We start from the raw sequence: 25,732 nt of genomic DNA on the forward strand, positions 1-25,732 counted from the left end.
GAACGATCCTTGCACTCCTCGTGGAACGTTGCATAATTTGCAGCGTTCCACGAGCCGACGAGCGAGGACCGCGAACGAGCTTTAAAAGAAGCTTGCTAAATTAATGAAGCAAAAAGGATGAACTTAAATGATTGTACTTATAGGCTATCTTCATCGGAATCCGTCTGATGTAAGTGATTTCACTGCAAATGTCCCGGCCATCACTTCCAGCACGAGTGCTGAAAAGGGGTTCATGGAATCGATCACCCCTTAATATTATGTTTACAGGAATACAGTCACAGCTCCCAAGCTACATCTCTTGGTAATTCTATCGAGGATGCAATGAAAGATGTTATTGCACAAGCTGTTGGCATCCGCATAGTTATCAATCACCAAAGCAATTCTATATGGTCTACGCTTCCCAACCCTCAAGCGCAAAGCTACATTTCTCAACTTTCGCAGAGGAGAAATTCAATTAAACATGTGTAGCTGCTGGGTTCTGAGGAATTCGAATTCGAATCTCCTCCTTGCAAGTTTGCCGATTTCATGCTGCGAAAGTTGAGTTAAGTGCTTGATAGTCAAGCCGCCCGTCGATCGTGGCAAGGCATGTGAACTCGCTGCCCAGAAGCCTTGCACGATTATCCCGTTCGATCAGGTGAAGAAAAACAGAAAACCGGGAACAGGAAATATACTTTAGGCGCGTTAAAGAAAATAACGGATCAAATGAGGCACGAAAATGCCTGTTGTTACGCTATTCAGGACCATCGAACGGGTCTATTATTTTGGGAGCGTTCGAGTGCGCCAGGTGTGCGCATCAAACGTCGGCTTTGGTCGGCACGATTTTTGAACGAACCCATCTCCCCCTGACCAAGTGGTTCCAGGCGTTGGAGTTGTTCCTGCTGCCCGACGGTATCTCGGCGATGCGGCTGAGCCAGGTAATCCAGGTCACCTAACAAGGGAATACTCCGGGAGGTCAGACGACTGCAGCGGGTATCAGCGCAACGCGGGCAGACGAAGCCATTCCGCCACTTCATCGCGATCAATGCCTCCATGCAGTCCTGCTCGTTGTGATAACGACTGCTAAAGGATTGAAGTTCCGTTTCCGCTTGGACTTCCATGTCTGCTCGCCCCCGAATCAACAATATACAAACATGCGTTCTTTTCCTTAGTATGCCAAACATATGTTCCTGCTTCAAACCAAACATCCCACTAAAGCTGCCTCTTTTTTCTTATCTCTTATCTCTTTATTCCTTCCCCTAGGCTCACCTCAACCCATTCTGAGCAAACGGGATAATCATGCAAGGCTGTATGAAGAGACAATAGGCAACAGGCAACAGGCATCAGGTAACGGGCACCAGAAACCAGAGACCAGACACCAGAGATCAAACACCAAACACCATACCCTATAGGCACCCGTCTCACTCTGGATACTAGACTCTGAGCGGGGTGAATCCCCTTCTTCCAAGAAAGCTAGAAAAAAGCTGTCTGCTGATTCAGCGTCAACCCCAGCTGTGGATCTTCGTTTTGCCCAGTCACATCAAGGCCTGTTTGCCGATTTCATGCTGCGAAAGTTGAGTTCCATTTCCCAGGGAGCATTTTTTTATTTGGAAAAAGGAAAAGGGGAGGCCCCAAGCCATTTTCAATGACTTATGGGCTGCCCCTTACTTCATAATTACTCCCCAATATACCTGCGTGCTCCCGCAAACTCCTGCGCATAGGCGGGTGTCTTGATCGAGATGATCTCGACCGTCTTGCCTGCCTTCGGGGAGTGGATCATTTTCCCGTCCCCGGCATACATCGCAACATGGTGCACCTTGCCTTTGCCCTGATTATAAGCAAAAAACATCAAGTCCCCGGGTTTGAGCTCATCAAGAGCCATCGGTGATCCCTGCTTGATCTGATCCGAAGCATCGCGTGGCAGTTTGATTCCATGAAACCCATACACGGTCGAAGTAAAGCCCGAGCAGTCAAAGCCATAAGCGGATATCCCGGCCCACAGGTACGGCAGACCCAGGAAAAGCTTCCCTGTGCTGACCAGGTCTTCACCCGACGGCTGCGGAATATCCGAGGCCTGCTCATAGACGAGCGCATCCTGCGCTCGCAGCCAGGCGGTTCCGCCAGCCGGGATATAGACCTTGATCCATCCGTTCTCCCGCGCTGCCACCGGCAATCGCGTATTAAAGCTGAGTTCCAGCGCCTTGGTATGCTTGTCCTGCTCGTACAGAGCAGCGGTTTTGGCGCTGACGACAGCGAACGGGCAGCCGTCATAAGCGGAAGTCGTCATCGCGATCTGCGACTTGGGCAGCCAGCCGGGATACCCGTATTTGCTCTTGGCGGTCGTCTGATCAACAACAGCCACCTTGGCCCAGCTTCCCTTCTCCTGCAGCAGGCGAACCTCCTGTCCGTACAGGGCTTGCGTTTCGGTTCGTCCTGTCAGCCATCTGCGCTGGCTCACCGTCATGGAAGCCGTCCATTTTCCGATATCCACCGGGTTGGTCAGCGAAGGCCGATCCAGCGTCCGGTTGATGGATGGACTTTTCCAGAGGGTGGCAACAGCCACGTTGATGTAATGCTTGCCCGCCGCTTTGGCAGGCGAACAATTTGCCCCGGCGGCACCCGCCAAACCGGGAGGGAATAGCATAAAGAGAAGAACCACGGCAAGGCATGCTGATATCATCCTGGAAGAGTGATTCATATACAGACAGGCTCCTTTTTTTAAATATAGAGAAAACTTCAATAGAGTCGGTTATTTCTATCTTATACCAAAATTAAATACTGTGGTGAAATTCTATTAAACTATAAACGGTAAAAAAAACAAGTTGCACAAAAAAAACGACCCGTTATCGAGTCGTCAAAGGAGTTAAAAAAGGGGAAAGCTTGTGCTAATTCACCCAATAGAGTTCTCCCTTGGAATTATACGAAATGATGATTGAGGGTGCGCCGCTTTTCGTAAATACGGCATTGCCGGGTTCATTGGCTACCTTGGCAAGCTTGTAGCTGGACAGATCCATTCCCAGCGACTTTTTAATTTGGGGTACAGCCGTCTTTTTCAGTTTGTTCATATCGGCATTTTTCAGGTTTGCCATGAGCTTATCGATTTCCGCCCCGCTCTTGTTTCCGTATTGGTCTTGAAGGTATCCCAAATAGAAGCCCGCTGCTTTATTGGTCTTTTTATCGATTTTAACACTTACAGGATATTGGGAGGCCGGTCCCCCAAAACGCAGTTCGTATTGAACGGAATCCGGCTTGGTAATCAGGAACGCCTGGGTTAACGCTTCCGCTTTTTTGACACTCTCCATTTTTGCAATTACGGATTTAGCTGCTTGGAGGGCTGCGGCAGGGACATCTTTAGTATTAAGGGCCCCATTCGCATAGTCAAATTTCCCGTCCGTAACCACGATCGTCGTTTTATTCACCTCGGTGAACAGCTGCAGCTTGTTTTTCACCTTCGGATTGATGTCAGTATAGTCTATTCTCATGGAAACGGTGTCCGCTTTTGCCGAACTGGCGGGAAAAACAGCATCCAGCGCTTTCTGCATGGCTACCTGCGCGGAAGCGTTCAAATCGCTCCATTTTAAACCGACAGAGATACTTTGGACCCCTCCGTCCTTGCCTATAATCACCTCACCCCCGGCTGCTCCCTGAATAGTCAGAATCCACCCTGATGGAATACTTGTAGCCTTGCCCAAAGTAAATGACTTCCCTGTCAGTTCTTTAAGCTTGTCTTCAGCCTTCTGTATAGAAGAAGAATTTAGCTGCTTGCCGGCAGCCGAAGCGGAGGTCTTTGCTGAGCCTGTCTGACTCTCTGCATGAATCGCGCCTTGAGAAACACCTGCCACAAGAATTCCTGTCAATGCTGTTAATCCTACAACTTTAATCAAAGTGTTATAATTGCTTGTTCCGTTTCTCTTCATTATGCTTCCTCCCAAAAGTCAGTGTTTGTTTAGCAAGAGATACATATAGTTAGAGCATCATTTTTCGAAAAGCGTTACATCAACCTTTAATTTATTTTTTACCGCTCTTTTTCCGAACTCATTACTCATCTTTCTTCATTATATGGCTTCTTGCCCTTTTATTAATAAGCTGGATGAATGTAACCTTTTACGGTCCTGCCTTTATCTAACTAAATATAACGCGAAAGGAGGCAGTATATTGAACTTTGAGCCGGATGTCAGCAAGGCAAAAGCGGGGGACCGGCATGCATTCGTTCTGCTCATGAGGAGAATCCAAACAGACATGTACGGGATGGCCTACAGCATTCTCCAAAATGACGACGACTCTGCCGATGCCCTGCAGGAGACCATCATGCAGGCTTATCAATCGATATCCAGCTTGCGTGAACCTGCATTTTTTAAGACCTGGATTTTTCGTATTTTGATCAATAAATGCAATCAGATTCTTCGCAAAAAGCGACGCACTCTGCACATGGAAGCCCTGCACTATGAACCTGCTTCATCAGGAGATGAATATAGGCAGGTTGAATTGCGTGAAGTAGTGAATCAGCTGGATGAGTCCATGAGGGTTGTAGTTACATTGCGTTATTTCCAGGACATGCAGATCAGAGAAATATCGGATGTGCTTGACATATCCGAAAGTGCAGTTAAAACACGGCTGCATCGTGCCCGCAAGGTACTGATTAACATGCTCCAATATTCCGGAGAAGGGAAGGCGAAGCTTAATGAAGGCTATTGATCTGGACAAGCAATTTGAGATGGAGAAGGGAAAAGGGGAAGGGAGACGTCAGATCCCTGATCATGTAATACAACGTTTGGAAGATACCTATGCAGGAATAGAATCGGGATTATTGGGGGGAAATGCCATGAATGAATTGAACCGTCGTAAGAAAACCTTTCGTCCGTGGAAAAAAGTCGGCGTCGCAGCCGCGTCGGCAGTTGTGCTGAGCACCTGTGTCCTCGGGACCGCCTTTGTCTCTCCTGCGATGGCGGAGTCGCTTAGGCAGGTTCCGGGGGTGGGCAAAGTGTTCGGGCTCATCGGAGATTTAGGCCTGCAAACGGCGGATGAGAAAGGGATTATACAGGCTTCTACGGCTGAAGCAAATCAGGATGATATTACGCTGAAAATCTCTGAAATTATCTTTGACGGGACACGATTGTCATTGGCATTGGAACGTGAAGGAGGTACTGAAACCGACGAACCTCTTGCTGTCCAGCTTGCGAAAACCGATCTGTTCGTTGACGGAAAGCCTCTGGAAGCCAAACCCGGAAGCATAGGCGGTCCTATCGGTAATGCACATTCTACGATTATGAATTTTACCGATGTCCAAGGGCTGCCCGATCAGTTTGAGCTTACAGTAAAGGTGCAGCTGCAAGGAAGCGAAAAACCTTTTCAACTGGTTACGCCCGTCATCAAAACCGCCAGTCAAAATATCGTTCTGAAACCGGAAGTACAGGCCGAAAATGAAGTGCTTCGATTTAGTGTCAACAAAGTGGAGATCACGCCAGCTTCAGTATCCATTGATACGACCTATACTCAACTGGCCGACAAGCTGCCGGAACCGTATGTTGATCCTGCTTCATCCATTCAAACATTCGAGTATGATGTCGCAAATGAGAAAGGCCAGTTACTGGAATTCATCAAGGGCGAAGGAGAAACCATGGAAGCGGACCACCCGCAGAAGCTTCATACGTTGTATGCTCCTTTTGCCGAGATGCCGGAGAATATCGTTATTAAACCCTACGTATTTAAGCACACCCAGGACGGGAAAATACAAAAGCAATACCTGCCTGAGCTTGAGCTAAGCATTCCTGTCCGTCAGTAACGCAACACTGCCAGCAGGCCCTGCTTTCAAACACCGCAAAGATCTGATGGGTCTTGCGGTGTTTATTTATGTGCGTACTCTGCTTCTGCACATGTGTCATGGACAGCAAAAAAACGGCGATTGCCCCCAATGGTTATCGGAGTAATCGCCGTGAGACGGGTTATTTCCCGGTTTGAAGGCTCAACCGTTCTTTGTTTTCATGTAATCGCCCATATTAAACTCAGGCATGCCGATCGTCTTAAACCAGGTGCGGATCTGCTCCTCGTCATCTGAGAACGTCAATGAGAGCTGCAGCAGGAGTCTGGCTTTCTGCGGCAGTAAATCGGCAGCGCCGATGACGCCCGGTGTACCACTATCATATACGGCCCCGGAACCCGCGCGGGTGGTGCTGACGAACAGCACGCCTTTATCGATGGCCGCTTTGCGGGCTTCCGCCTGTTTGGTCGATATGCCGCCGGCTCCATGTCCTGCGGTTACAATGCCTTTTACACCCGCATCCGCCATGGCGGTGATCGATTCCCCTCCCGCTTCCGCATAGCTGTAGGCAATCTCGACTTTGGCGATGTCCTCCGGCTTCACCTTTTTCAGATCAAACGGCGTTTTCCACGATTCCTGTCCGCACTGGAGAACACGACCCGGAGCTCTTACGCTGCGGATTCGGTTTTCATCCACCGTACCCAGCGCTCCGTAGCGGCCACCATCAAATGTATCCAGACGCAGCGCATCCGTCTTGGTTACCTCGCGGGCAGCGAAAAACTCGTCGTTCAGCATCAGCACGGTGCCGTAGCAGGTTGTCTCCCCGCTGGCCGCAAGCCGGATGGCGTTGAAGAGATTGGCCTCCCCGTCGAACGAGAACGTGTTGGACTGTCTCATGGACCCGGTAAAAACGACGGGTTTACTGCTCTGTACGGTCAAGTCCGCGAAGTAGGCGAGCTCTTCCATAATATTGGTGCCTGCATTGACAACAACGCCGTCAACATTTTCATCCGCCAGCACTTCATCAATGGCGAGACTCATATCATACAGATGCTTGGTCGTCGTCTCGGCAGAGTTGATATTATAAACCTCACGGACGGTCACATCCGCCACTTTAGAAATTTCGGGCTGCAGTCTGGCAAGAATATCCGAAATAGACACTTTATCCGTGCCGTAGGATTGAAACATCTCACGCCCGACGGCCGTGCTCGTAATCGTCCCGCCCATGCCCACAATGACGATATGCGGCAGGTCAGCCTCCGCTGCGCTGGCCTTTCCGGCGCCGGGATACGGCGAGACTGCGAAAGCAATCAATAAAAATGCTGCAAATAAAGCTCCAACCCATCTTTTTCTCATGTGCATCCTCCCAGTCGTAAAGTAACTATTTTGTTATTTTTTCTAACATAAATCTATACACAAAAGCTATTCATGTAAATATATCTATGTGCCTATTTTGTTTAAATACCGGAATTCACTAAATTTCCACTATAAGGACCATGAACAATATAAATTTATGTAATATTAAATGACATTAAAATTTTGTTTTTTCCGATATATAACAAAAAAGAAGCCTTTAGAGGCTTCCAAAAATAATGCTGGAATTCTGATCAATGAGACGCCAGGAGATGTTCAGCTATCTTTACCAAATCCAGTTTGTTCAGCTCGCTGTCCCGGTTATCAATAATCTCGTAAAAAAGGTGACGGCTGTCGTCTCTCCATCCAAGCCGGTTTTTGAATCCGAGTTGGCCCTCCCCGTCCGAACGGATGTAAAAAGCTTGCTGTCCATGGATCATTAGCTTTTCAGCCGTATCCTGCTCATTCTGATAGACGGTAATCCCCTTCGTATCCGAATCAATATTGCTCACCCGGATATTTATATAATCATTTCCTTTCACATACCTGGCCACAATGGCGTCCGCTTTTTCCCAGTTCAGTTTTTGGATGAACACCTTTTCACTCGCAGGAGCGGATTCAGCTCTCCGGACCAGGTCATCCTTCAGCGCACGATAATTATCATTTTTCAGCAGCTCCGGGAACAACGCGGCGGGGTACACATCCCCGTAATCAAACTGATAACCTTCCGGAAGTTTCGAAGGAATGTTTAAAGGCGGCGCCTGAGTTCGTTCGATTTCATTCTGCAAGCTGCCGGGACTTAAAAATCTGCCCTCTTTATATACAAACTTGACCGGATTCCATTGATCCCTGGAATTGATAAAGTCATCCTTAACGTAATAAGCGGCATATTCCCCCGGCTGAAGCTGATTCAGCGCTGCCTGCTGGTACATATGGAACAATTCCGTATATTTTTTGTTCAATTCGTCTGCTTCTTCGGCTGTATCCGTATTTAATATGACCTCACCCCTGCTGTTCCGGAACTCAAGGTATTGCGAGGCGGCGTAACCTGTCACGGAGAGACCCACAGCAAAGATCAGGAGCATCACGGGGAGGGTGATCCCTGGCCGCAGGCGCATCCTGGCTATCCTTCCCGGTTGTTGACGGCTCTTCTGCTGCACACGTGCCATCACTTTGTCCGTGACATCAAAAGCATGAACGGCTGAGCTCTCCTCCGGCAGCAAATCCATTCCTTTCAGGCTTTCGTCTTGGACAGTGCCTGGTAATTCACGCATTGGGCTTCCTCCTTGATCTGATCCATTAATTTTTTTAGCTTGGTCTTCGTTCTGCCGTATTTTTTCTTGACCGCTTCCGGGCTTTTGTTCATGATTTCACCAATCTCGGCAAACGGCCTTTCTTCAAAAATCCGCAGCACCAGCACATTTCGTTCCTCCACGGTCAATTGGTCCAAGGCCTTGCTCAGCGGTTCGCTGAAGAGCTGACGGTCCACCATCTGTGCGGCACTATCAGCAGCCGCATCTTTAACTAACAATCCCAAGCTAAGCCTCCGCTGCAGCTTTCTCCGCCGGATCGAGTTCAGGCAGTGATGGTACGCCATTTTATACAGCCAGGAAGAAAAGCTTACAGATGGCCGGTACAAGCAGATTTTCTCAAATGCCTTGACCAGCACGTCCTGAACGGCGTCCTCCGCCTCCTGCCTGCTGCCCAGCAGCCGCCAGCAATAGACGAAAAGCTGCTTCTGGTATGTCTGCACAATATAGGCGTATTCCTGAATCTCACCCGCCTGCACCCGTTTGATTCTTTGCTCGATTCCCTCATCCATCCTGGTTCAGCACCCCCTTTATCCTTCATTGCTGGATGAAGCTTATATATGTATAACAATCAAGATGAGCCAAAAGGGACAACTCTCCTCAAATTCGACAGCATACAGTCTCGCGGCCTCCCAATGATATAACAAATAACCCCCGTGTCCATCTAAAAAAGACGCCTCACAACCCGTAAATGGCCGTGAGGCGTCCCTCCATAAATAACAGTTTATTTTCGCTCCAGCAAATCATCCAGGATGATCTCCAGCTGTGCTTCCAGCGATACCGGATCGTTAAACAGATCTCCCTTGGGGTTCATCCTGAAGACCCGGTTGTTCTTAACGGCAGGCAGGTTCTTCCACAAGCTGCTCTCGTATACGGCTGAAGGATCGGTGTCATCACCGCTCCAAGGGTTCGTGAAAATGTAGTCTCCCGCATATTCCGGAAGCTTCTCCAAAGACAGGTTCGCCCACCCTTGACCGCTGTCAATCGCTTCCTTCTGAACAATCGACGGTGCCTTCAACTCCAGCTCGCCGTAGATAATATCTCCGCCCCGCCCATAATTATGGCCAAAAGCATAGATGCCTTTGGCATACGGCTGCAGAATGGAGACGGTCTTGTCTCCGATTGCAGCCTGAACCTGCGGCTTCGCCTCGGCGATTTTCTGATCCCAGGCTGTTATCCATGCCTCCGCTTCAGCCTCCTTGCCTGTCATTTTGCCGAACTCACGCAGCTGCTCCCTTAATGGAAGCTCACCGAACTTGATGCCCACCGTAGGGGCAATCTTGGAATAGCTCTCAAGGACGCTGGCATCTGCCCAGCCGGGAGCAATAATCAGATCAGGCTTAAGCTCCAATATCTGCTCAAAAGACTGGCCATCCCCCAAATTCGCTACACCATCCAGCTTCCCTTCAAAATAAGGATTTTCCAGGGCCTGCTGATTCACTCCTACAGGCTTGATGCCGAGCACCAGCAAGTCCCCGACATAGCTGTCCGCCACTTCCACAACACGCTTGGGATGGCGCGGAATCTCGACCACACCATTCGAAGCCTGGTATTTGATAGTCTCTGACTGCGAAGCCTCGGTGCTATTCGTATTACCAGCCGACTCCCCCGAATTGGCCGCTGAAGGAGTCGAAGCGTTCCCGCAAGCTGACAGAACCCCAATCATAAGTAATGTAAAAGCGACAAATGCCCATTTGCGAAAATGATTTATGTACATAACACTCTCTCCTGTCCTGTCATTCTAATTGAGAATAATTATCAATAAAATGATAACAGGGATGTCCATAACTGTCCAGCAAATTGAGCAAACAAAAACTGCCGCGACTCCTACAGTTCCACAGCCACGCCAAAATGATCCGATACGACAGGGCCTGTCTTTCCGTTCAGCACAACTGTGGAAGACTTCGCCCGCACCGGCACGCTGGAGAGAATATAATCGATCCGCAGACTCTCCGTATTGTTCTCCCAGCCGGCAATCGCCTTGAACACGGTGTAGCCCTCATCACGCCGCTCTGCCTTTTCGTACAGGTCACACCAACCATGCTGCATGACATAGTCGTACCCCTCGCCACGGACACTGTCCGCGTTATTCAGATCCCCCATCATAAATACAGGGTTGGACCTGCAGCTCTGCAGGATAGCCTCTGCCCTGTCCCACTGCTGCCGGAAAGGCTCCTCGCCGTCATGCCACCAGCCGAAATGCCCGCTGACGAACCAGGTCTTCTCTCCTCCCGTTTCCGTCAAGATGCCGGCAATCTTCCGTGTGCGGAAGCTGGCGTAGTCACGGCCTGCGGACACATGACCGCTCACGGTTTTCAGGATAGGCGTCCTCGACAGCAGCGCCACCCCTTCATCGTATTTCCTGGCGCTCATGTGGGTCGGCGCCCATGTCCAATAATAAGTCTCGTCAAGCTGCTGCTGCAGAAGATAGGCATAGTTGTCCCGCTTAATAACCGCGTCATGCTCAGCCGCCGTAAAATGAACCAGGCCCTCCGCCGTGACGGGGGCTTCCTGCATGCTTTGATTCACTTCCTGCAGCGCAATGACATCAAATCGATGCTCATGAATGAAGCGGGCGAGCTGCCCGATCTTGTCCAGTTGATGCTCCTCATGCCAGCCATGGGTGTTCAAAGTTAACAGTTTCATTGCAATCACCTGCATTTCATAATGTGTGCGTTTGTGCGCCCCGGTCTCTTCAATTACATGCAAACTTAACCATCCACCATCTTAACATAAAAAGGACGCCAGCCATTGAAGCCGCCGTCAGTTATTTTAATCCCAGCCTTCCCTGGATTCCCTCATACTTTCCTCTATAGCCTTTAGCTGCTCCTCTGTAAGACTTCCTCTTGCCTTCAAAACAGCTCCTTGGTTGACTTGAAATACAGACTCCTCCGGCCATTCCGGAAAACCCGCTGCTCCTCTTATAGTGCTGTCACGAAAATTATCTTCATCAGAAAAAGATACCCACCAACCTGAAAGATAAATGAAGATGAAAACAAAGAACCCTGCCCGTTAACTACAGACAGGGTTGTAATCTACATGGCCATCCGTCAAATTCACTTTTGCAAATGGTAAGGCACGGTTGTGACAATGACATCTCTGCGGTAGAGCAAGTGGGCCCGAATCAGCAAGCTGGATTGGTTATGCAAAATGTTGTGCCAGCCCTTCTTGGGGATGAACTGTGGAATTACAACCGTAACCTGATAGTTCGATTCACTTGCCTTGCGCTGGACGGTATCTATAAATTTAGTCAATGGATGAATGATGCTCCGATAAGGAGAATACAACGTCACCAGGCGTACATCAGGCTGCCAGGCTGCCCACTTCTTCTCGAAGGCGGCTTCATCCCCCCGCTCGAATGGAACATACACGGCAATAATCTGATGCGGTGACAGTGATTTGGCATAATTCAACGAATTTTCGACGACATGGGTAATGCCTGCGACCGGCAGAATCACAACATTGCCTTCGATCGGAACAGCAGGCTTGCATGTCGAGATTCTGAGCTGATCGGCCACATCATCGTAATGCTTCCGAATCCGGTAAAACAACAAAATGATGAGCGGCAGGAACACCAGCACAGGCCACACCTGGCCGAATTTCGTTAAAAAGAACATGATCACTACAATAAAAGCTGATCAAGGCTCCCGTAGTGTTAATGATGAATTTGAGCCCCCACCCCTGCGGTCGCTCGCGCAGCCATTTCAACATCATCCCGGTCTGTGACAGAGTGAACGGTATAAATACACCCACCGCATACAGGGGAATCAGATGCTCGGTTTGCCCTTCAAAGGCCATGATTAACACGATGGACAGCAGACCCAGGATAATAATGCCGTTGGAGTAGCCCAGACGGTCCCCCCTTACCGTGAACATGCGAGGGATAAATTTATCTTTTGCCAGATTGACCGCCAGCAGCGGGAAGGCCGAATACCCCGTATTGGCAGCCAGGATCAGAATAAGCGCCGTCGTTCCCTGGATAAAAAAGTACATGAAATTTCGTCCGAAGCTCTGCTCGGCGATTTGCGATAAGACCGTTACCTTTTCCATGGGACTTACTCCGTAATAATAGGCCAAAAACACAATTCCTGAAAAAAGCAGGGCAAGCAGAAGCCCCATGGCCATGAGCGTTCGGGACGCATTGCTCGGAGCCGGATCCTTGAAGTTCGGAATCGCATTGGAGATGGCCTCAACCCCGGTAAGAGCCGAGCTTCCCGAGGAAAAGGCGCGCAGCAGAATGAACAGGCTCACTCCCGCCACCGGAGTACCGATGGAGGTGTGCAATTCAGGAGAAACCTGACCTGTTGCAATCCGGTACAGGCCCGCACCAATCAGTATAAAAAGAGCCAGCACAAACAAATACACAGGATATGCCAGGATAGAAGCCGATTCCGTAACTCCCCTCAAATTCAGCAGCGTAATAATCAGCACAAAAATGACCGCAATCAGCACATTATAGGAATGCAGGCCGGGAAAAGCGGACGTGATGGCATCCGTACCGGCAGATACGCTCACTGCCACCGTCAAAATATAATCTACCAGCAGCGAGCCTCCTGCAATCAGGCCAGGATATTTGCCCAAATTTTCTTTGGATACAACATAGGCTCCGCCGCCGTGAGGATAAGCAAAAATGATTTGCCGGTAGGACAGGATCAGCGCAGTAAGCAGAATCAACACGCCAATGGCGATGGGGATCGAATACCAGAAGGCGGCCGTGCCGATGGTGACCAGCACCAACAAGATTTGTTCAGGACCATAAGCCACCGACGAAAGGGCATCCGACGAGAGGATCGCGAGCGCTTTGGTCTTGTTTAACTTCTGCTCACCGGCTTCATGTGATTTGAGAGGTCTCCCGATTAAAAATCGTTTCAAATAGGATAACATTTGTCCTCACCGTATCTTTCTTGGGAAGTCATTCAACATTCATTCAAAGCCCGGGTGTTTAAACAGCTTACCCTGCCACAGTCTAAATTATTTAGCAAGACTGATCGGGCCTTGAATAGAATATCCCTTTAGAACGGTTGATGTAAAATGCCGCACTTTCATATTTCTGTCAGTTTTGCCTGAATAGATTCATGTAAGCGAGCAAAGTAGCCTTTTTTAACATTAAGCTCTTGCTGGCTTTTGAAATCTCGTCCGCTTTACACATTGAAGCATCTCAGAAAAATAAACAAGGGCGCCCATCAGGACGCCCCACAGAACCAGCCTCAGCTTCTATTGGTTTTCGGAAAATAAGCCTCAATTCTCAGATCAACGCCAACCTGCTGCACGCTCATGCGGGTCAAGGAGACCGCTTCGTCCATAACCGCCGCGCCCAGGCCTTCGAGGAAGGTAGGCGCATCCTTGCCCCCAACCAGCTTGGGAGCCACATATAGTACAAGCTTGTCCGCAAGCCCCTGCTGCACGAATGAGGCGTTCACTTGTCCCCCGCCTTCCACCAGCAGCGAGGAAATTTCATGCTTGCCCAGAATGTCCAGCACCTGCTCCAGATTCACCCGCTCGCCTTCCGTCGGGATGACCTTGACCCCGGCTTGTTCAAGCTGGCGCTGCTTGGCCTCATCCGGCGCACTGCCGGTAAAAATCCAGGTTTCCGCCTCGCCGTCCGTCACGACACGGGCATCCAATGGAATGCGCAGGCTGCTGTCCAAAACGACACGCAGCGGATTTTTGCCGTCAGGCAGACGGGTGGTGAGCTGGGAGTCGTCGTGCAGGATGGTCTGCACGCCCACCAGAATGGCGGCCTGCTCGTGACGCAGCCTGTGAACGTCCTCCCTGGCCTCCCCGGAGGTGATCCATCTGCTGCTGGCTGTGCGGGTCGCAATTTTGCCGTCAAGCGTAACTGCCGATTTAATAGTGACAAACGGCCGCTTGCTCACAATATAAGCATTGAACACTTCGTTCAGCCGGACAGCCTCTTCCTCTAATACACCCTGAATGACTTCAATGCCCGCGTCCTTCAGGATTTGCACGCCCCGGCCCGCCACGAGCGGATTCGGGTCCATCGCGGCAATGACGACGCGGCGGATGCCTGCACGAACGATGGCTTCGGCGCACGGGCCAGTCCGCCCATGATGCGAGCAGGGCTCAAGCGTAACATAGATGGTTGCCCCCTCCGCATGCTCGCCAGCCATGCGCAGCGCGTGTATTTCCGCATGAGGCTCGCCTGGCTTCAGATGGGCCCCGATGCCCACGATTCTGCCATCCTTGACGATGACCGAGCCAACCATCGGGTTGGGCCGGGTTTGGCCCCGGGTCGCTTTCGCATTATCCAGAGCCAGTCTCATGTACGTTTCATGCATATTCATTCAAAATCTCCTCATCTTGACCGAAGTGGCCGGAACGCTTCACCTTGGTCTGCAGATATTTGACGTTAAATTCAGAGACATCGCCCCACAGCGGAACACGCTTGCCCACATTCATGCCGGAAGCCTTCAAGGCTTCGAGCTTCTTCGGATTGTTCGTAATAAGCGTAACCGGCTGCTGTCTCAGGTGCTTGAGGATGCTGATGGCATCCGTGTAGCTGCGGGAGTCATCGGCAAAGCCGAGCTCCAGATTCGCTTCTACCGTATCCATGCCATTCTCCTGCAAAATATAAGCCATCGCTTTACTGAACAGCCCGATGCCTCTGCCTTCATGATTCGCCAGATAAAAGAGAGCTCCTGCCCCGTTCTCCACAATCATCCTCATGGACTGATGAAGCTGGAATCCGCAATCACAGCGTTTGCTGCCAAAGATATCACCCGTATGGCAAATGCTGTGCATACGGATCAACGCATCCTCAGCGTGTTCAAAGTCACCATATACCAGCACGCTGGACTGCTGCCCTTCCGCCAAATTAAGGGAAGAAAGCCGCTTGATCAAGGTTTCGGGAGAAGCCGTCTGGCAGGCGGCCATGTCCTCCTCGTTTTGTACCGGCAGCCAGCAGTACCACTGGAACACCACGGTTTCCCCGTCAAGGTTCACAGGAAGCCTGATGGGTCCGACTAGAATATTGGTCGATGTATCGGATTGCACGGTTGCTATTTTATCTTTCAAAATGGAAACTGCGTTGTTAGGAATCATGTTGCACCATCCTTAGCTTCTCTAAGATTGCCCCGCCCGGCGGGGTTAAATATATATAGCCATAAAAATAATAGCACATACGTTCGTTATTTTAAAAGAAAAATATAATTTTTCCATTTGGTGTTTGGCCCATGGATATGCCTCGAATGATCAATCTTCCCAGTGCTTTCTTTGCTAACGGGTGCCATTGCGCCTATTCGGCCGGGAAAAACAAGGTTTCTTTCCTAACGGTTGCAGGTGAGCCTATTTAGGTGAAACATCCCCTTTACCAGCGGATAAACGGAATATAAGCTCGCTGGCAACCGTTACATCTTTTAATCCCCCGATTTCACCCAAATAGCGTCGCTCACAACCGTTACAATTTTCGCACTCATATACGCTAGTCGCACCTGTTCCCCAGGCAAGCACCATGGGAAGCATAAATAACTAATGTTTCATCCCAGCATCACGGACTGACCGGTGAAATTCAGCTTGAAAGAAGACTCCATCGCAAGCTGTCGCTGCTGCAGCATGTCCACTTCCTCCCGGCGCAGATGCTCGAAGCGTCCCAAGCGCTCCGCTGTTACATCTTTTTCCTCCAGAGCACGGATTAATTCAAGATGCAGCACATCCGCATCCCGCAGCGCGGCATTGACACCAAAGGCCCCTGTCGGCGTCATCGTATGCGCGGCATCCCCCATCAGCACCAGACCGTCTCTCGCCCAGAGTGGACAAGTGCTGCTGAAAATATCCAACAGAACGAAGTCCGACCAGGACCGGATCTTCTCCTTCACCGCTGCGCCGAGGTCCGGAAATGCCTCCGTCAGCAGACGGACAAACGGCTCAAACGGGCCTTGCCTCAGACTCCCGAATGACCCCTCCGCAATATTCCAGCCAATCTGAATCATGCCCCGTGTCTGCGTGAAAAGCGAAAGCTGCTGCTGCTCCACCATCGCGAACCGGATGACAGGCTCCCACCCCGAAGGGGCCGGGATTACAGCCCACAGCAGATCGTACCCGTGTTTTATTCTATGCACGGGAATGCCTGCCCGTTTGCGAACGGTCGAATAGCGGCCGTCAGCTCCTACCGTAACGGTGCTGTGTATCGTAACGGCGCCACCTGCCGCATCTCTGCCCGTCAGCCCTGTATAGCGCTGCTCCCGATCCTGAAGCAGGCCGGTAACGGTTACTCCAGTGAGCAAGGTGAAATGCTCATATCGCTCCGCTTCCTGAAGCGTGGCCTGCAGCAGATCGTTCTGCGGGACATGAATGCCGAAGTGTCCCTCCGGGCTGTCAGGCAGCAAGCTCTTTACGAGCTGCTTCCGGTCCCAGTATTCGATGCGGGTTAAAGGAAGGTAAGCCTCCGGATCCAGTAGGTCAAGCATATTATATTTTTGTAAAATCTGATCGCCTTCATTGTTCAAAATTTCACCCCGGAACGCTCTGCCGATCTGTGTCTGCTGCTCAACCAGAATGACAGACACACCCTTTCGTGCCAGCAGGCAGGCCAGCAAAGCACCACCGGGGCCGGCTCCCACGACACAAACATCACATTCCATTTTCATACATTCATTCGCCCCATCATGTCATTTATGGCCCAGATAAGTAACTTCGTTTCATTCAATTACTTTATGTAACAGAGTATATTTATAAAACTTCATTTCGTCAAGTTAATATAAATAAGATAAGTAACATTGTATATTTTAATAAGCCCTAGTATAATAAAGCCCAAAGAGGTGATTGGAGAATGGAAACGTCACAATTATGCCCCCGGTTCGAAAAAGCCGTCGAACTGCTGAGCAAGCGCTGGACCACGTTAATTGTCTATCAGCTCATGGCCGGACCGCAGCGTTTTGTCGCCATCGAGAATTCCCTGCCCAATCTGAGCGGCAAGGTTCTGTCGGAGCGTCTGAAGGAGCTGGAGGAGGAAGGGATTATTGAACGTACCGTGTATCCCGAGAAGCCGGTCCGCATTGAATATTCGTTGACACAAAAAGGCCGGGAGCTGGCCCCTTTGCTGGAAAATATCCAAAGCTGGGCTACCCGATGGATCGAAGTGCTGCCTGCGCTGGAAGAGCAATAATTTGGACGGCCGGCCGGCCTCCGGTATTCGGAGGATGGCCGTTTGCTTTGTTATTGAAATGGACAAGCTTGTTACAGCATGATTTAGCAGCCGGAAAGGTGAGTCGGAGATGGAAGTTTTGAAGAAAATGCACTACAAGCAGCAGGAACAGTCAGCCGTGCTGAACGCTCCGGAAGGGTATGCTTTCGGGCTTCAAGAGACGCTGCCCAATCCCGGCGGCTTTGTGCTGCTGTTTGCGCGGAACACCAATGAAGTCAAGGAATGGCTGCCCAAGGTGATGCCTGTACTGACGGAAGACGCCGTTTTCTGGATCGCATACCCAAAAAAGCCCGCCAAGCTGGAAACCGATCTGAACCGGGACGTGCTGAATGCCTGTGTTCAGGGGGCGACACCGTTTCGAGCCGTTTCCAATGTAGCCATAGATGACAAGTGGTCCGCTCTGCGTTTCCGCCCGGCAGACAAGGTAAAGTCCAAAGGCTGATCGCTGCTGCAAAATAAAAAAGCCAAAAAGGCACCCGCAAGGGTATCTTTTTGGCTTTTTTTTGTACAAACGCGGTCAGGCTTCTGCGAATGTACGTTGTCACAGACGTAGACGTTCTCTTATGCTGCTCTCCATGAGCACGCTTAAGGCATACGCTCCAGATACGGCTTCACCGTCTTGGCCAGCCGGTAACCGCCGGTTCCATCCCAGTTCACGGACCAGGTCATGGCCCCGCGCAAATCCGGGTAGCGGGCCACCGGTTTATAGCTGCCGCAGCCGGTGCCTGTTGCAAGACAGCCCAGGGCATTATTCACGACAGAAGCATCCACATAACCCCCGCCTGCCGCACTCGAAGTAGCCGGAACGCCCAAGCCCAATTGCGAAGGGGACACCCACTGCAGCGTCAGGTCGGAAAGGGCGGTCAGGAAGTCCACATTGCCCTGGGAATAACACTTGCCGTCACGTCCAAGCATACAGCCTGAATTGTAGTATTGAACATTGATGACGGTGGTGATGTCCTTCAGATTTTTGTAGAGCTGCATGTAGGTCGTATTTTCACTCTGCATATCAATCGTTTGCGGAGCCATCGTCAGCACGAAGCCCGAGCCCACCCGCTGCTGGATTTGGCGGATCGCGTTCGTTAAATTCGGTACATTCATGCCGTGCTCCAGATCGACATCCAGGCCGTCCAGCCCGAATTGCGCGATTACACTGGACATGCTTTCCACAAAATTGGATACGTTCGGGGATGCCGTGCTGAGATCGATGTTGCCTTTCTCCCCGCCGATCGAAATGATGACCTTTTTGCCTTTGGCCTGCTTGGCCTTAATGTCGCTGATCAGATCGGCGTTGCTGTATCCACCCAATGCCGAAGAGAGCGAAGAGTCCACGTTAAATTTAACCGCCCCCGGTCTGGAGGTATCCATCTCGGCAAAGGCCAGCACGATGATATCGTATTCGTCAGGCACATCGCGCAATCTCAAGTTTGCGGCCCCGTTCACGAAGTTCTGCCAGTACCCGGTCAGAGTATGCTTCGGCAGCTTGCCGCCTCCCTCATTCCCGCCGGAAGGAGCTGTCGTTGCCGTCACCTGGGCGCTCTTGGCAGACGTATTTCCAGCGGCATCCTTGGCAGCTACACTGAACACATATGACGTGCTGGCGGCGAGTCCAGTCACGGTAGCCGTCGTGCCGGATACAGTAAGCACCGAGTTGGCGCCCTGATAGACAACATACCCGGTCACCCCGACATTATCCGTGGACGCGCTCCAGGACAAGGTCACACTGGAAGACGTGGTCCCGGTTACCTTCAGGTTGGCCGGTACGGAGGGAGCCGTCGTATCATCCGTTCCCCCGCCTCCTCCATCTTCAACCAGCAGCCACAGTGCAGGCACATTGGGCGGCTCCCAGCCGGTCAGGGACGTGTGCGACTGGCGGCATTGATAGGTCGCTCCCCCATAGGTGACCGTATCATTCACCGTATAACTCACATTGGGCGCCCACGCTCCCTTGTCCGCAGCAAAAGCCGCGGCCGGCAGCAGAGTGGTCATGAGGACCATGACCAGCAAAATAGACAGCAGCTTGCCATGTTGACGACGTACGGTCAGCAATTCTCTAATCATAGAAAATTCCTCCTTCTTATCGTGGAATGTATGATTTCTGCCCACTCTCTTCAGCATCACCTCCTTCATCGCGGGAAATTAAGAGTCAGTGCCTGAACATGTGTACTTTTATGTGTACTTTTAATAGAAACAGTTCATAGGAAGTCGGGTTGGGCATGTAACTTTAACAAAAGAGTTGCAGCTGCCTGAAAAAACGTTGCAAGGAAGGAATACTGCAGAAGTACGGGAGGAAAACAGTAGTGTTGCATTCATTTTTGCTAAAAACAACTTGTGGTCCTGATCCTTTTCGGATGTCCGCAAAACTTAGGCTTTCGAGCCGATTTTGCGCCCGTCAGAAATCTAACGGTTGTACCAGCCGCTATTTTACGAATAATGACCATTTCTAAATCCTTACGGTTGTGAGCGCCGTTATTTCCCTTGATTTAGGCGAAAATATCCGGATCAAGTAAAATAAGCTCCATGGTGACCGTTATAATTTGAAATCAACGTTTTTGGAACCAATTACGGTTGTGACGACCGTTAGAATAGTGTTGGGGTTAGAAAATGTACCTTGTCAGATTTGTTGCAACGCGATCGGGAAGAGAAAGGTTATATTTTCCATAAATATATCATCACGCCCATTTCTCTGACAGGGAGAAATTTATAGGATGAGAGGGGACAATCTTGTACTGGTCTTGAACTGGTATAATGGAATGAGTTTATATCTAGCAGTCTGTGAACGAGACGGGTGATAGTATGAGGGATAACGACGCTATGATGAATGAAGATATTCAGTGGACCGGGCTTGTGAGGCAGGTTGCGGAGCATTTCAGCGATCTGACGATCAAGCGCGGATTTCAATATTACAAGCAGGGGCGGGTTCAGGAACTCTCGGTACCTGATCATGGGCCTGTTGAAGCAGTCGTTCAGGAAAATGGGGCTTCTGCCCGGGTCAGTGTCAGCCTCAGCCTTGACTCCCTTGAGGACAGCGAGTGCTCCTGCGGGGAGAACGGCGGCTGCAGGCATATGATCGCAGTCCTGCTGCAGTACGCGGCACTGGAGGAGCGGCCGGTCTACAGCATCGTGAACGCCCATTCGGCTGGCCTCGCCAGCAGGACGGCGTTGGCCCCGCCGCACCCGGAGGCGGGCCATGCTTCAGGAACAGGACCGGGGGGCCGTTCCACCGCGATACCGCAAGCGGACCGCGGGCATGTCAATGTACCGGCCAGCTCAATGACGCATGTGGGCCGCGAGCTTGCATCAGGGCCAACCAGCTCGATGCAGCATGCGGACCGTGAGCATGTCAAAGGCTCGGCCATCGCCACTCCGCAAGCAGACCACGAGCATGCCAATGGACCAGCCAGTACCATGCAGCATGCGAGCCGGGATCTTGCAGCCGAGCCGGCCAGTTTGATGCCGCATGCAGACGGAGAACATGCAACGGAGCCAAACACCCCGGTTTCACAAGCGGCCCACGCACAGGCTAAAGGGCTGGCTATTGAGGACATGAGTGCCGCCCAGTGGCATAGCCTGTTCGCGCAATGCACCGCCACTTTAGGAAGCGGCGCACAGCCCGTCCAATATGCCAGCCAGGCGCTGGAAGCGATCTATGCCGTCAAGCCGCCGCTCGCTCCCGTGCTGGAGCAGCTGTACGGGCTGCATGCGCACCTGTTCGTCCTGCACAGGCTGATCGGGCACGCACCGGGTGCGGCTCGTCCCGCCCACTTTTATTTGGGATACCACACCCAAATTGCCGCTGACGAAATACAGGCCGCGATCCGCATCAGCCTGTCGGAAGAACTGGCTATTGAAGGTCACCCGGAGCATTGGAACATGGTGACGGACACGCTGGACTATCTGCGAGAGCGGATGCTGAATGAAAGCGGCGGGCGGCTCCACTACTTCCCGGATATCTATTACCGCTTCTGGCTTCAGTGGCTCGCCCCCCATGCGGGCAAACCAGAGATGTTCCTGGAGGAGCTCAGGCTGCTGGAGGAGGGTGGAGTAACACAGCAGGGCAGCACTCCCGCCCGGGTGCCAAGGCTGCTGGCCCGCTGCTGGATGTATGTATTCCTCGGCCGGGATGAGGAGGCATGGCGGCTTTTGCAGGCAGCGGACGGCAGCACCGCGCTGCAGCTCCCTTCCGCCCAGCTTCTGCTGCTTATGAGTGCGCTGCACGGGAAGGAAGAATGGGCGCGGCTTGTTGATGGCCTCACAGCCATCGGTCCCCTATTGGGAACGGGAAGCCTGGACGAGTATCTCGCCTACTGGCGGACAGCGCTGGAGCATCTGCCCGAGCTGGAGGCGCTGATGTGGGACACGCTGACCGGCATGCTGCCGATATCCGGGACCATTTATGCGCAGGCCCTGCTGGAGCGCGGGAAGTACCGGCAATGGATGGACTATCAGCTGAGCACCGGCGCGGAGCCGCTCGATTACCGGGCTGCAGAGCTGCAGGTGCTTGAACGGCATGCGCCCGAGCTGCTGCTGCCCTTTTACCATCAGGCAGTGGAAAGACATGTGCTGTTCATGACCAGGAAGGATTACAAAGCTGCGGTCAAACTCCTGAAAAGGCTGGCCAAGCTGTATAAGAAAATGAAGCTTGAAGACCGCTGGGAGTCATTCCTTGCCTCCTTCACGAGCCGTCATCGACGGTTGCGCGCGCTGCGGGAAGAGCTTCGGAAAGGAAAGCTGCTGTCATGAGTACATTTACGTTCGCTTATACCGTTCATCTGACGCTCAGCGCCCATGGCGACGCGCTCATCTACGGCACTACGGAGACGGGCGGCTATGTGCCCGGGCTGAAGCTGAAGCACCGGTTATTCGCATGGCATGAGCCATCCTGTTACGGCACGGAGCTGGAAGTCAGGCAGGTACAGGACGCCGAGATCATCATTCTGCCTGCCGAGCAGGTGATTCCCTTCTTCGCGCGGCGCGAGCTGCTGGAGCATATCGAATGGGAATGGGGCCAGGACGCATCGGGGATTGTCCGGCTTGCCCCGGCGCTCGCCGCCTGTATCGAGAAGCGGAAATATATCCCGAGCTTCTCCGCCTTCCGAGCAGGGCGGCTGGAGTGGATTTGGGACGCTGCGGCTATGGACGACACTATGACTGTGGGAGACACTACGGCTGCGGGGGATGCTGCGGTGGCAGGAGACGCTGCGGTGGCGGGGAACGCCCCAGCTATGGACGACACTGCGATTGTGGGGGACGCTTTAGCGGCAGAGGACGCTTCCGCTGTGAGAGACGCTTCAGCTATGGATTCCGGGCTGCGGGCCAAGCTCAAGGAGAGCGCTGCGGATGAAGGGCTCGCGGCGGCCTTCTCGGCGGCGGTCTTCCAGCGCTGGTACGGCACGGAAGCGGAAGCGGCCGACCTGCGGCGGGAGTATCCGCAGCTCTTCGCGGGCAGGGCAGCCGCTTCCGCCTGGGATGAGCCGAGCTGGCTCGTGTCCATCGGCTGGAAGGCGGACAGCGCGCCGTTCCGCCCGCTGCTGCAGCTGCTGGAGCCGGACGACGAAGAATGGCAGTGGCGGCTGCGGCTTGTGCTGCAGGACAAGCTCGATCCGGCCCATCTGGTGCCCATTCGGCTGCGCGATGACGGGCAGGCGGCCGGAGACTGGCCGGACCACTGGGCGGCTCATGTGCGGGACCGCTCCCCGGCCTGGCTCGCCGGCCTGCGCGCCAACCTGACCGCGGACCAGCTGTCCGGCGGCAGTGGCGGCGTGCTGGGCAGCCCGCTGTCGGACGAGGCCGCCTGGCGCTTCCTCACGTCCGACAGCCGCCGCCTACTGGAGGCTGGGTGGCAGGTGCTGCTGCCAGCCTGGTGGGAGGCCGCCTCCCGGAAGAAGCCGCGGCTGCGGGCCAAGCTGCGCTCCGAAGAGAGCGCCGACAGCAGCAGGGGCAAATCGCTGTTCGGCATGGATGCCATCATCAGCTTTGACTGGCGCATTGCCGTCGGAGATGCGGACCTGACCGAAGAGGAGTTCGCCGAGCTCGCCGCCCGCAATGAACGTCTGGTCCGCTTCCGCGATCAATGGATCACGCTGGACCCTGCCCTGCTGGAGCAGATCCGGCGGATCATGGATGGAGTGGACAGCTCGCAGGGACTCTCCTTCCAGGATGTGCTGCATCTTCATCTGCTGCAAAATCAGGAGCAGCCGCGTCGGCGCGGTCCGAAAGCGAAAGGGCAGGACGCTGAAGACGATGAGCCTGTCAAGCTGGAAGTGGAGCTCGACGCGCATCTGCAGCAGCTGCTCGCCCAGCTTGAGCGCAGAGCGGAATGGCCGCAGCCGTCCGTGCCTGCGGGCCTGCAGGCGGAGCTGCGTTCCTATCAGCTTGAAGGCTACGGCTGGCTGGCATTTCTGCGGCGGCTCGGACTGGGAGCATGCCTGGCCGATGACATGGGCTTGGGCAAAACAATCCAGTTCATCACCTATCTGCTGCATCTCCGGGAAACGGCGGAGCCGGATACTGCCCTGCCCGCCCTGCTCATCTGCCCGACCTCCGTGCTTGGCAACTGGCAGAAGGAGCTGGCGCGTTTTGCTCCCTCGCTGAGTGTGATGCTTCATTATGGAAGCAGACGGACCGGCGGGGAAGCCTTTGCGCAGCAAATCAGCCGGGCGGACATCGTCCTGACCACCTATGCCACCGCCACGCTGGATCAGGGGCTGCTGCAATCGTTCACGTGGGAATCCATTTGCCTGGACGAGGCGCAGAACATCAAGAACGCCCAGACCAAGCAGTCCTCCGCCGTGCGCAGCCTGTCTGCCCGCCATCGCATCGCCCTGACCGGCACTCCGGTCGAGAACCGGCTGGCGGAGCTGTGGTCCATTTACGACTTCATCAATCCCGGCTATCTCGGCGGTCTGCGGGCCTTTACCACCCGCTTCATTCAGCCCATTGAGAAGGATCACGATGAACAGCGGACACAGGACCTGCAGCGGCTCGTCAAGCCGTTCATGCTGCGCCGCAAGAAGAAGGACCCGGCCATACAACTTGCTCTGCCCGACAAAAATGAAATGAAAACCTATATCCATCTCACGCCCGAGCAGAGCGCTCTGTATGAGCAGACCGTCCGCCAGCTTATGGAACGGATGAAGGAGCTGGAGGGCATGGAGCGAAAAGGGGCGATTCTGTCGGCACTCACTCAGCTCAAGCAGCTCTGCGACCATCCGGTGCTGCTCACCAAGGAAACGGTGCAGGAGCCTGAACCGACTGGAGACAGCAGCCCCCGAGGCAGCTCCGGAATCGGCTCCATGAGCGGCTCCGTGGATACCGCCCGCCTGATCAGCCGCTCCGCCAAGCTGGAGCGCCTCGTCGCCATGGTGAAGGAGCTGCGTGAAGAGGGCGAGCGGTGCCTGATCTTCACACAATATATCGGAATGGGGGTTATGCTGCAGAACGTGCTTGGCCACGAGCTGCAGGAGCCTGTGCTCTATCTGCACGGCGGAACCTCCAAAACCGCCCGCGACCGCATGATCACGCAGTTTCAGTCCCAGGACCTGCCCGCTGCCGAGCAGCCGAACGTATTTATCCTGTCCATCAAAGCGGGCGGCGTCGGCCTCAACCTGACCGCAGCCAACCATGTCTTCCATTTCGACCGCTGGTGGAACCCGGCTGTCGAGAATCAGGCAACCGACCGCGCTTACCGGATGGGACAGACCAAGGACGTGCAGGTTCACAAATTCATCGCACTGGGTACACTGGAGGAACGGATCGATGAAATGCTGGAGAGCAAGCAGCAGCTCAGCGATCAGGTCATTACCAGCACAGAGGGCTGGATCACGGAGCTGTCGAACGAGGAGCTGCAGGATCTCTTCACGCTCCGCCGCCAGTGGACCGCCGATTGACCCCTCACCCACAAAAGCGGCCTCATTCCTGTAGAGCTCAGGACCGAGGCCGCTTACCTGTTTTTTAGCTTGATTCTGATTTTTTAGCATGATTCTTATCTCAACTTTCGCAGCATGAAATCGGTAAACAGGCCTTGATGTAACTGGGTAAAACAGGGATCCACTGCTGGAGTTGACGCTGAATCAGCAGACAGCTTTTTTCTAGATTTCTTGGAAGAAAGGGATTCGCCCCGCTCAGAGTCTAGTATCCAGAGTGAGACGGATGTCTATAAGGTATGGTATC

At 52.8% G+C, this 25,732-nt stretch carries 18 protein-coding genes and 3 pseudogenes; 8 read left to right on the forward strand and 13 right to left on the reverse strand.

The window, feature by feature from the left end; all coding sequences use genetic code 11:
- Positions 1-127: 127 nt before the first annotated feature.
- Positions 128-253 carry a hypothetical protein gene (locus ACE5KN_RS24505; RefSeq protein ID WP_375525533.1) on the forward strand — a complete coding sequence of 42 codons (126 nt, stop codon included), beginning with the start codon at positions 128-130 and terminating at the stop codon, positions 251-253.
- A 508-nt stretch (positions 254-761) separates the two neighbouring features.
- A pseudogene (locus tag ACE5KN_RS24510) lies at positions 762-929 on the forward strand (transposase); the annotation flags it as partial.
- A 27-nt stretch (positions 930-956) separates the two neighbouring features.
- Here the strand turns inward: ACE5KN_RS24510 and ACE5KN_RS24515 are convergent.
- The 3 genes and pseudogenes from ACE5KN_RS24515 to ACE5KN_RS24525 form a co-directional block, all read right to left on the reverse strand.
- Positions 957-1,184, reverse strand: a pseudogene (locus tag ACE5KN_RS24515) (transposase); the annotation flags it as partial.
- 467 nt (positions 1,185-1,651) lie between these two features.
- Positions 1,652-2,674, reverse strand: a complete 1,023-nt coding sequence (locus ACE5KN_RS24520) for a C40 family peptidase (RefSeq protein ID WP_375533172.1) — start codon at positions 2,672-2,674, stop codon at positions 1,652-1,654.
- 187 nt (positions 2,675-2,861) lie between these two features.
- Positions 2,862-3,893, reverse strand: coding sequence for a hypothetical protein (locus ACE5KN_RS24525; RefSeq protein ID WP_375525535.1), 1,032 nt, complete (start codon positions 3,891-3,893; stop codon positions 2,862-2,864).
- Positions 3,894-4,131: 238 nt separating this feature from the next.
- On the opposite strand from ACE5KN_RS24525, the gene ACE5KN_RS24530 reads away from it, so the two are divergent.
- Positions 4,132-4,671, forward strand: coding sequence for a sigma-70 family RNA polymerase sigma factor (locus tag ACE5KN_RS24530; RefSeq protein WP_375525536.1), 540 nt, complete (start codon positions 4,132-4,134; stop codon positions 4,669-4,671).
- Positions 4,658-5,758, forward strand: coding sequence for a DUF4179 domain-containing protein (locus tag ACE5KN_RS24535; protein ID WP_375525537.1), 1,101 nt, complete (start codon positions 4,658-4,660; stop codon positions 5,756-5,758). Before ACE5KN_RS24530 ends, ACE5KN_RS24535 begins: the two co-directional genes overlap by 14 nt.
- Before the next feature lie 180 nt (positions 5,759-5,938).
- Here the strand turns inward: ACE5KN_RS24535 and ACE5KN_RS24540 are convergent, their stop codons facing one another.
- From ACE5KN_RS24540 to ACE5KN_RS24580, 9 genes and pseudogenes are all read right to left on the reverse strand, one after another.
- Positions 5,939-7,090, reverse strand: coding sequence for an asparaginase (locus ACE5KN_RS24540; RefSeq protein ID WP_375525538.1), 1,152 nt, complete (start codon positions 7,088-7,090; stop codon positions 5,939-5,941).
- A 251-nt stretch (positions 7,091-7,341) separates the two neighbouring features.
- On the reverse strand, positions 7,342-8,361 hold the full coding sequence (locus ACE5KN_RS24545) for a DUF4367 domain-containing protein (RefSeq protein WP_375525539.1): 1,020 nt from the start codon (positions 8,359-8,361) through the stop codon (positions 7,342-7,344).
- The gene (locus ACE5KN_RS24550; RefSeq protein WP_375525540.1) at positions 8,322-8,909 is read right to left on the reverse strand and encodes an RNA polymerase sigma factor; all 588 of its coding nucleotides are present in this window, start codon (positions 8,907-8,909) and stop codon (positions 8,322-8,324) included. The genes ACE5KN_RS24545 and ACE5KN_RS24550 overlap by 40 nt, the downstream gene beginning before the upstream one ends.
- Positions 8,910-9,121: 212 nt before the next feature.
- Positions 9,122-10,114, reverse strand: coding sequence for an iron-hydroxamate ABC transporter substrate-binding protein (locus ACE5KN_RS24555; RefSeq protein WP_375525541.1), 993 nt, complete (start codon positions 10,112-10,114; stop codon positions 9,122-9,124).
- A 110-nt stretch (positions 10,115-10,224) separates the two neighbouring features.
- Positions 10,225-11,043 (reverse strand): endonuclease/exonuclease/phosphatase family protein, encoded by an 819-nt coding sequence (locus ACE5KN_RS24560; RefSeq protein ID WP_375525567.1) that lies wholly within the window; start codon positions 11,041-11,043, stop codon positions 10,225-10,227.
- A gap of 410 nt (positions 11,044-11,453) precedes the next feature.
- A pseudogene (gene kimA / locus ACE5KN_RS24565) lies at positions 11,454-13,281 on the reverse strand (potassium transporter KimA).
- Positions 13,282-13,604: 323 nt separating this feature from the next.
- Positions 13,605-14,702, reverse strand: a complete 1,098-nt coding sequence (gene ribD, locus ACE5KN_RS24570; RefSeq protein ID WP_375525542.1) for a bifunctional diaminohydroxyphosphoribosylaminopyrimidine deaminase/5-amino-6-(5-phosphoribosylamino)uracil reductase RibD — start codon at positions 14,700-14,702, stop codon at positions 13,605-13,607.
- Positions 14,689-15,459: a GTP cyclohydrolase II gene (locus ACE5KN_RS24575; protein WP_375525543.1), complete on the reverse strand. Its 771-nt coding sequence runs from the start codon at positions 15,457-15,459 to the stop codon at positions 14,689-14,691. Before ACE5KN_RS24575 ends, ribD begins: the two co-directional genes overlap by 14 nt.
- Before the next feature lie 434 nt (positions 15,460-15,893).
- On the reverse strand, positions 15,894-17,003 hold the full coding sequence (locus ACE5KN_RS24580) for an FAD-dependent monooxygenase (protein WP_375525544.1): 1,110 nt from the start codon (positions 17,001-17,003) through the stop codon (positions 15,894-15,896).
- 182 nt (positions 17,004-17,185) lie between these two features.
- On the opposite strand from ACE5KN_RS24580, the gene ACE5KN_RS24585 reads away from it, so the two are divergent.
- Both ACE5KN_RS24585 and ACE5KN_RS24590 read left to right on the forward strand, forming a co-directional pair.
- A complete protein-coding gene (locus ACE5KN_RS24585; RefSeq protein WP_375525545.1) occupies positions 17,186-17,521 on the forward strand; it encodes a winged helix-turn-helix transcriptional regulator in 336 nt (111 codons plus the stop codon).
- A gap of 109 nt (positions 17,522-17,630) precedes the next feature.
- Positions 17,631-18,002: a hypothetical protein gene (locus tag ACE5KN_RS24590; protein WP_375525546.1), complete on the forward strand. Its 372-nt coding sequence runs from the start codon at positions 17,631-17,633 to the stop codon at positions 18,000-18,002.
- Between the two features lie 143 nt (positions 18,003-18,145).
- Here the strand turns inward: ACE5KN_RS24590 and ACE5KN_RS24595 are convergent, their stop codons facing one another.
- Positions 18,146-19,621: a chitinase gene (locus ACE5KN_RS24595; protein ID WP_375525547.1), complete on the reverse strand. Its 1,476-nt coding sequence runs from the start codon at positions 19,619-19,621 to the stop codon at positions 18,146-18,148.
- A gap of 753 nt (positions 19,622-20,374) precedes the next feature.
- Here ACE5KN_RS24595 and ACE5KN_RS24600 point away from each other — a divergent pair.
- Positions 20,375-22,303: an SWIM zinc finger family protein gene (locus tag ACE5KN_RS24600; protein WP_375525548.1), complete on the forward strand. Its 1,929-nt coding sequence runs from the start codon at positions 20,375-20,377 to the stop codon at positions 22,301-22,303.
- Positions 22,300-25,449, forward strand: a complete 3,150-nt coding sequence (locus tag ACE5KN_RS24605) for an SNF2-related protein (RefSeq protein ID WP_375525549.1) — start codon at positions 22,300-22,302, stop codon at positions 25,447-25,449. The genes ACE5KN_RS24600 and ACE5KN_RS24605 overlap by 4 nt, the downstream gene beginning before the upstream one ends.
- The last annotated feature ends 283 nt before the right edge of the window (positions 25,450-25,732 follow it).

It is taken from the genome of Paenibacillus terreus (assembly GCF_042138595.1).
In the GTDB taxonomy this organism is placed as follows: domain Bacteria; phylum Bacillota; class Bacilli; order Paenibacillales; family Paenibacillaceae; genus Paenibacillus; species Paenibacillus terreus.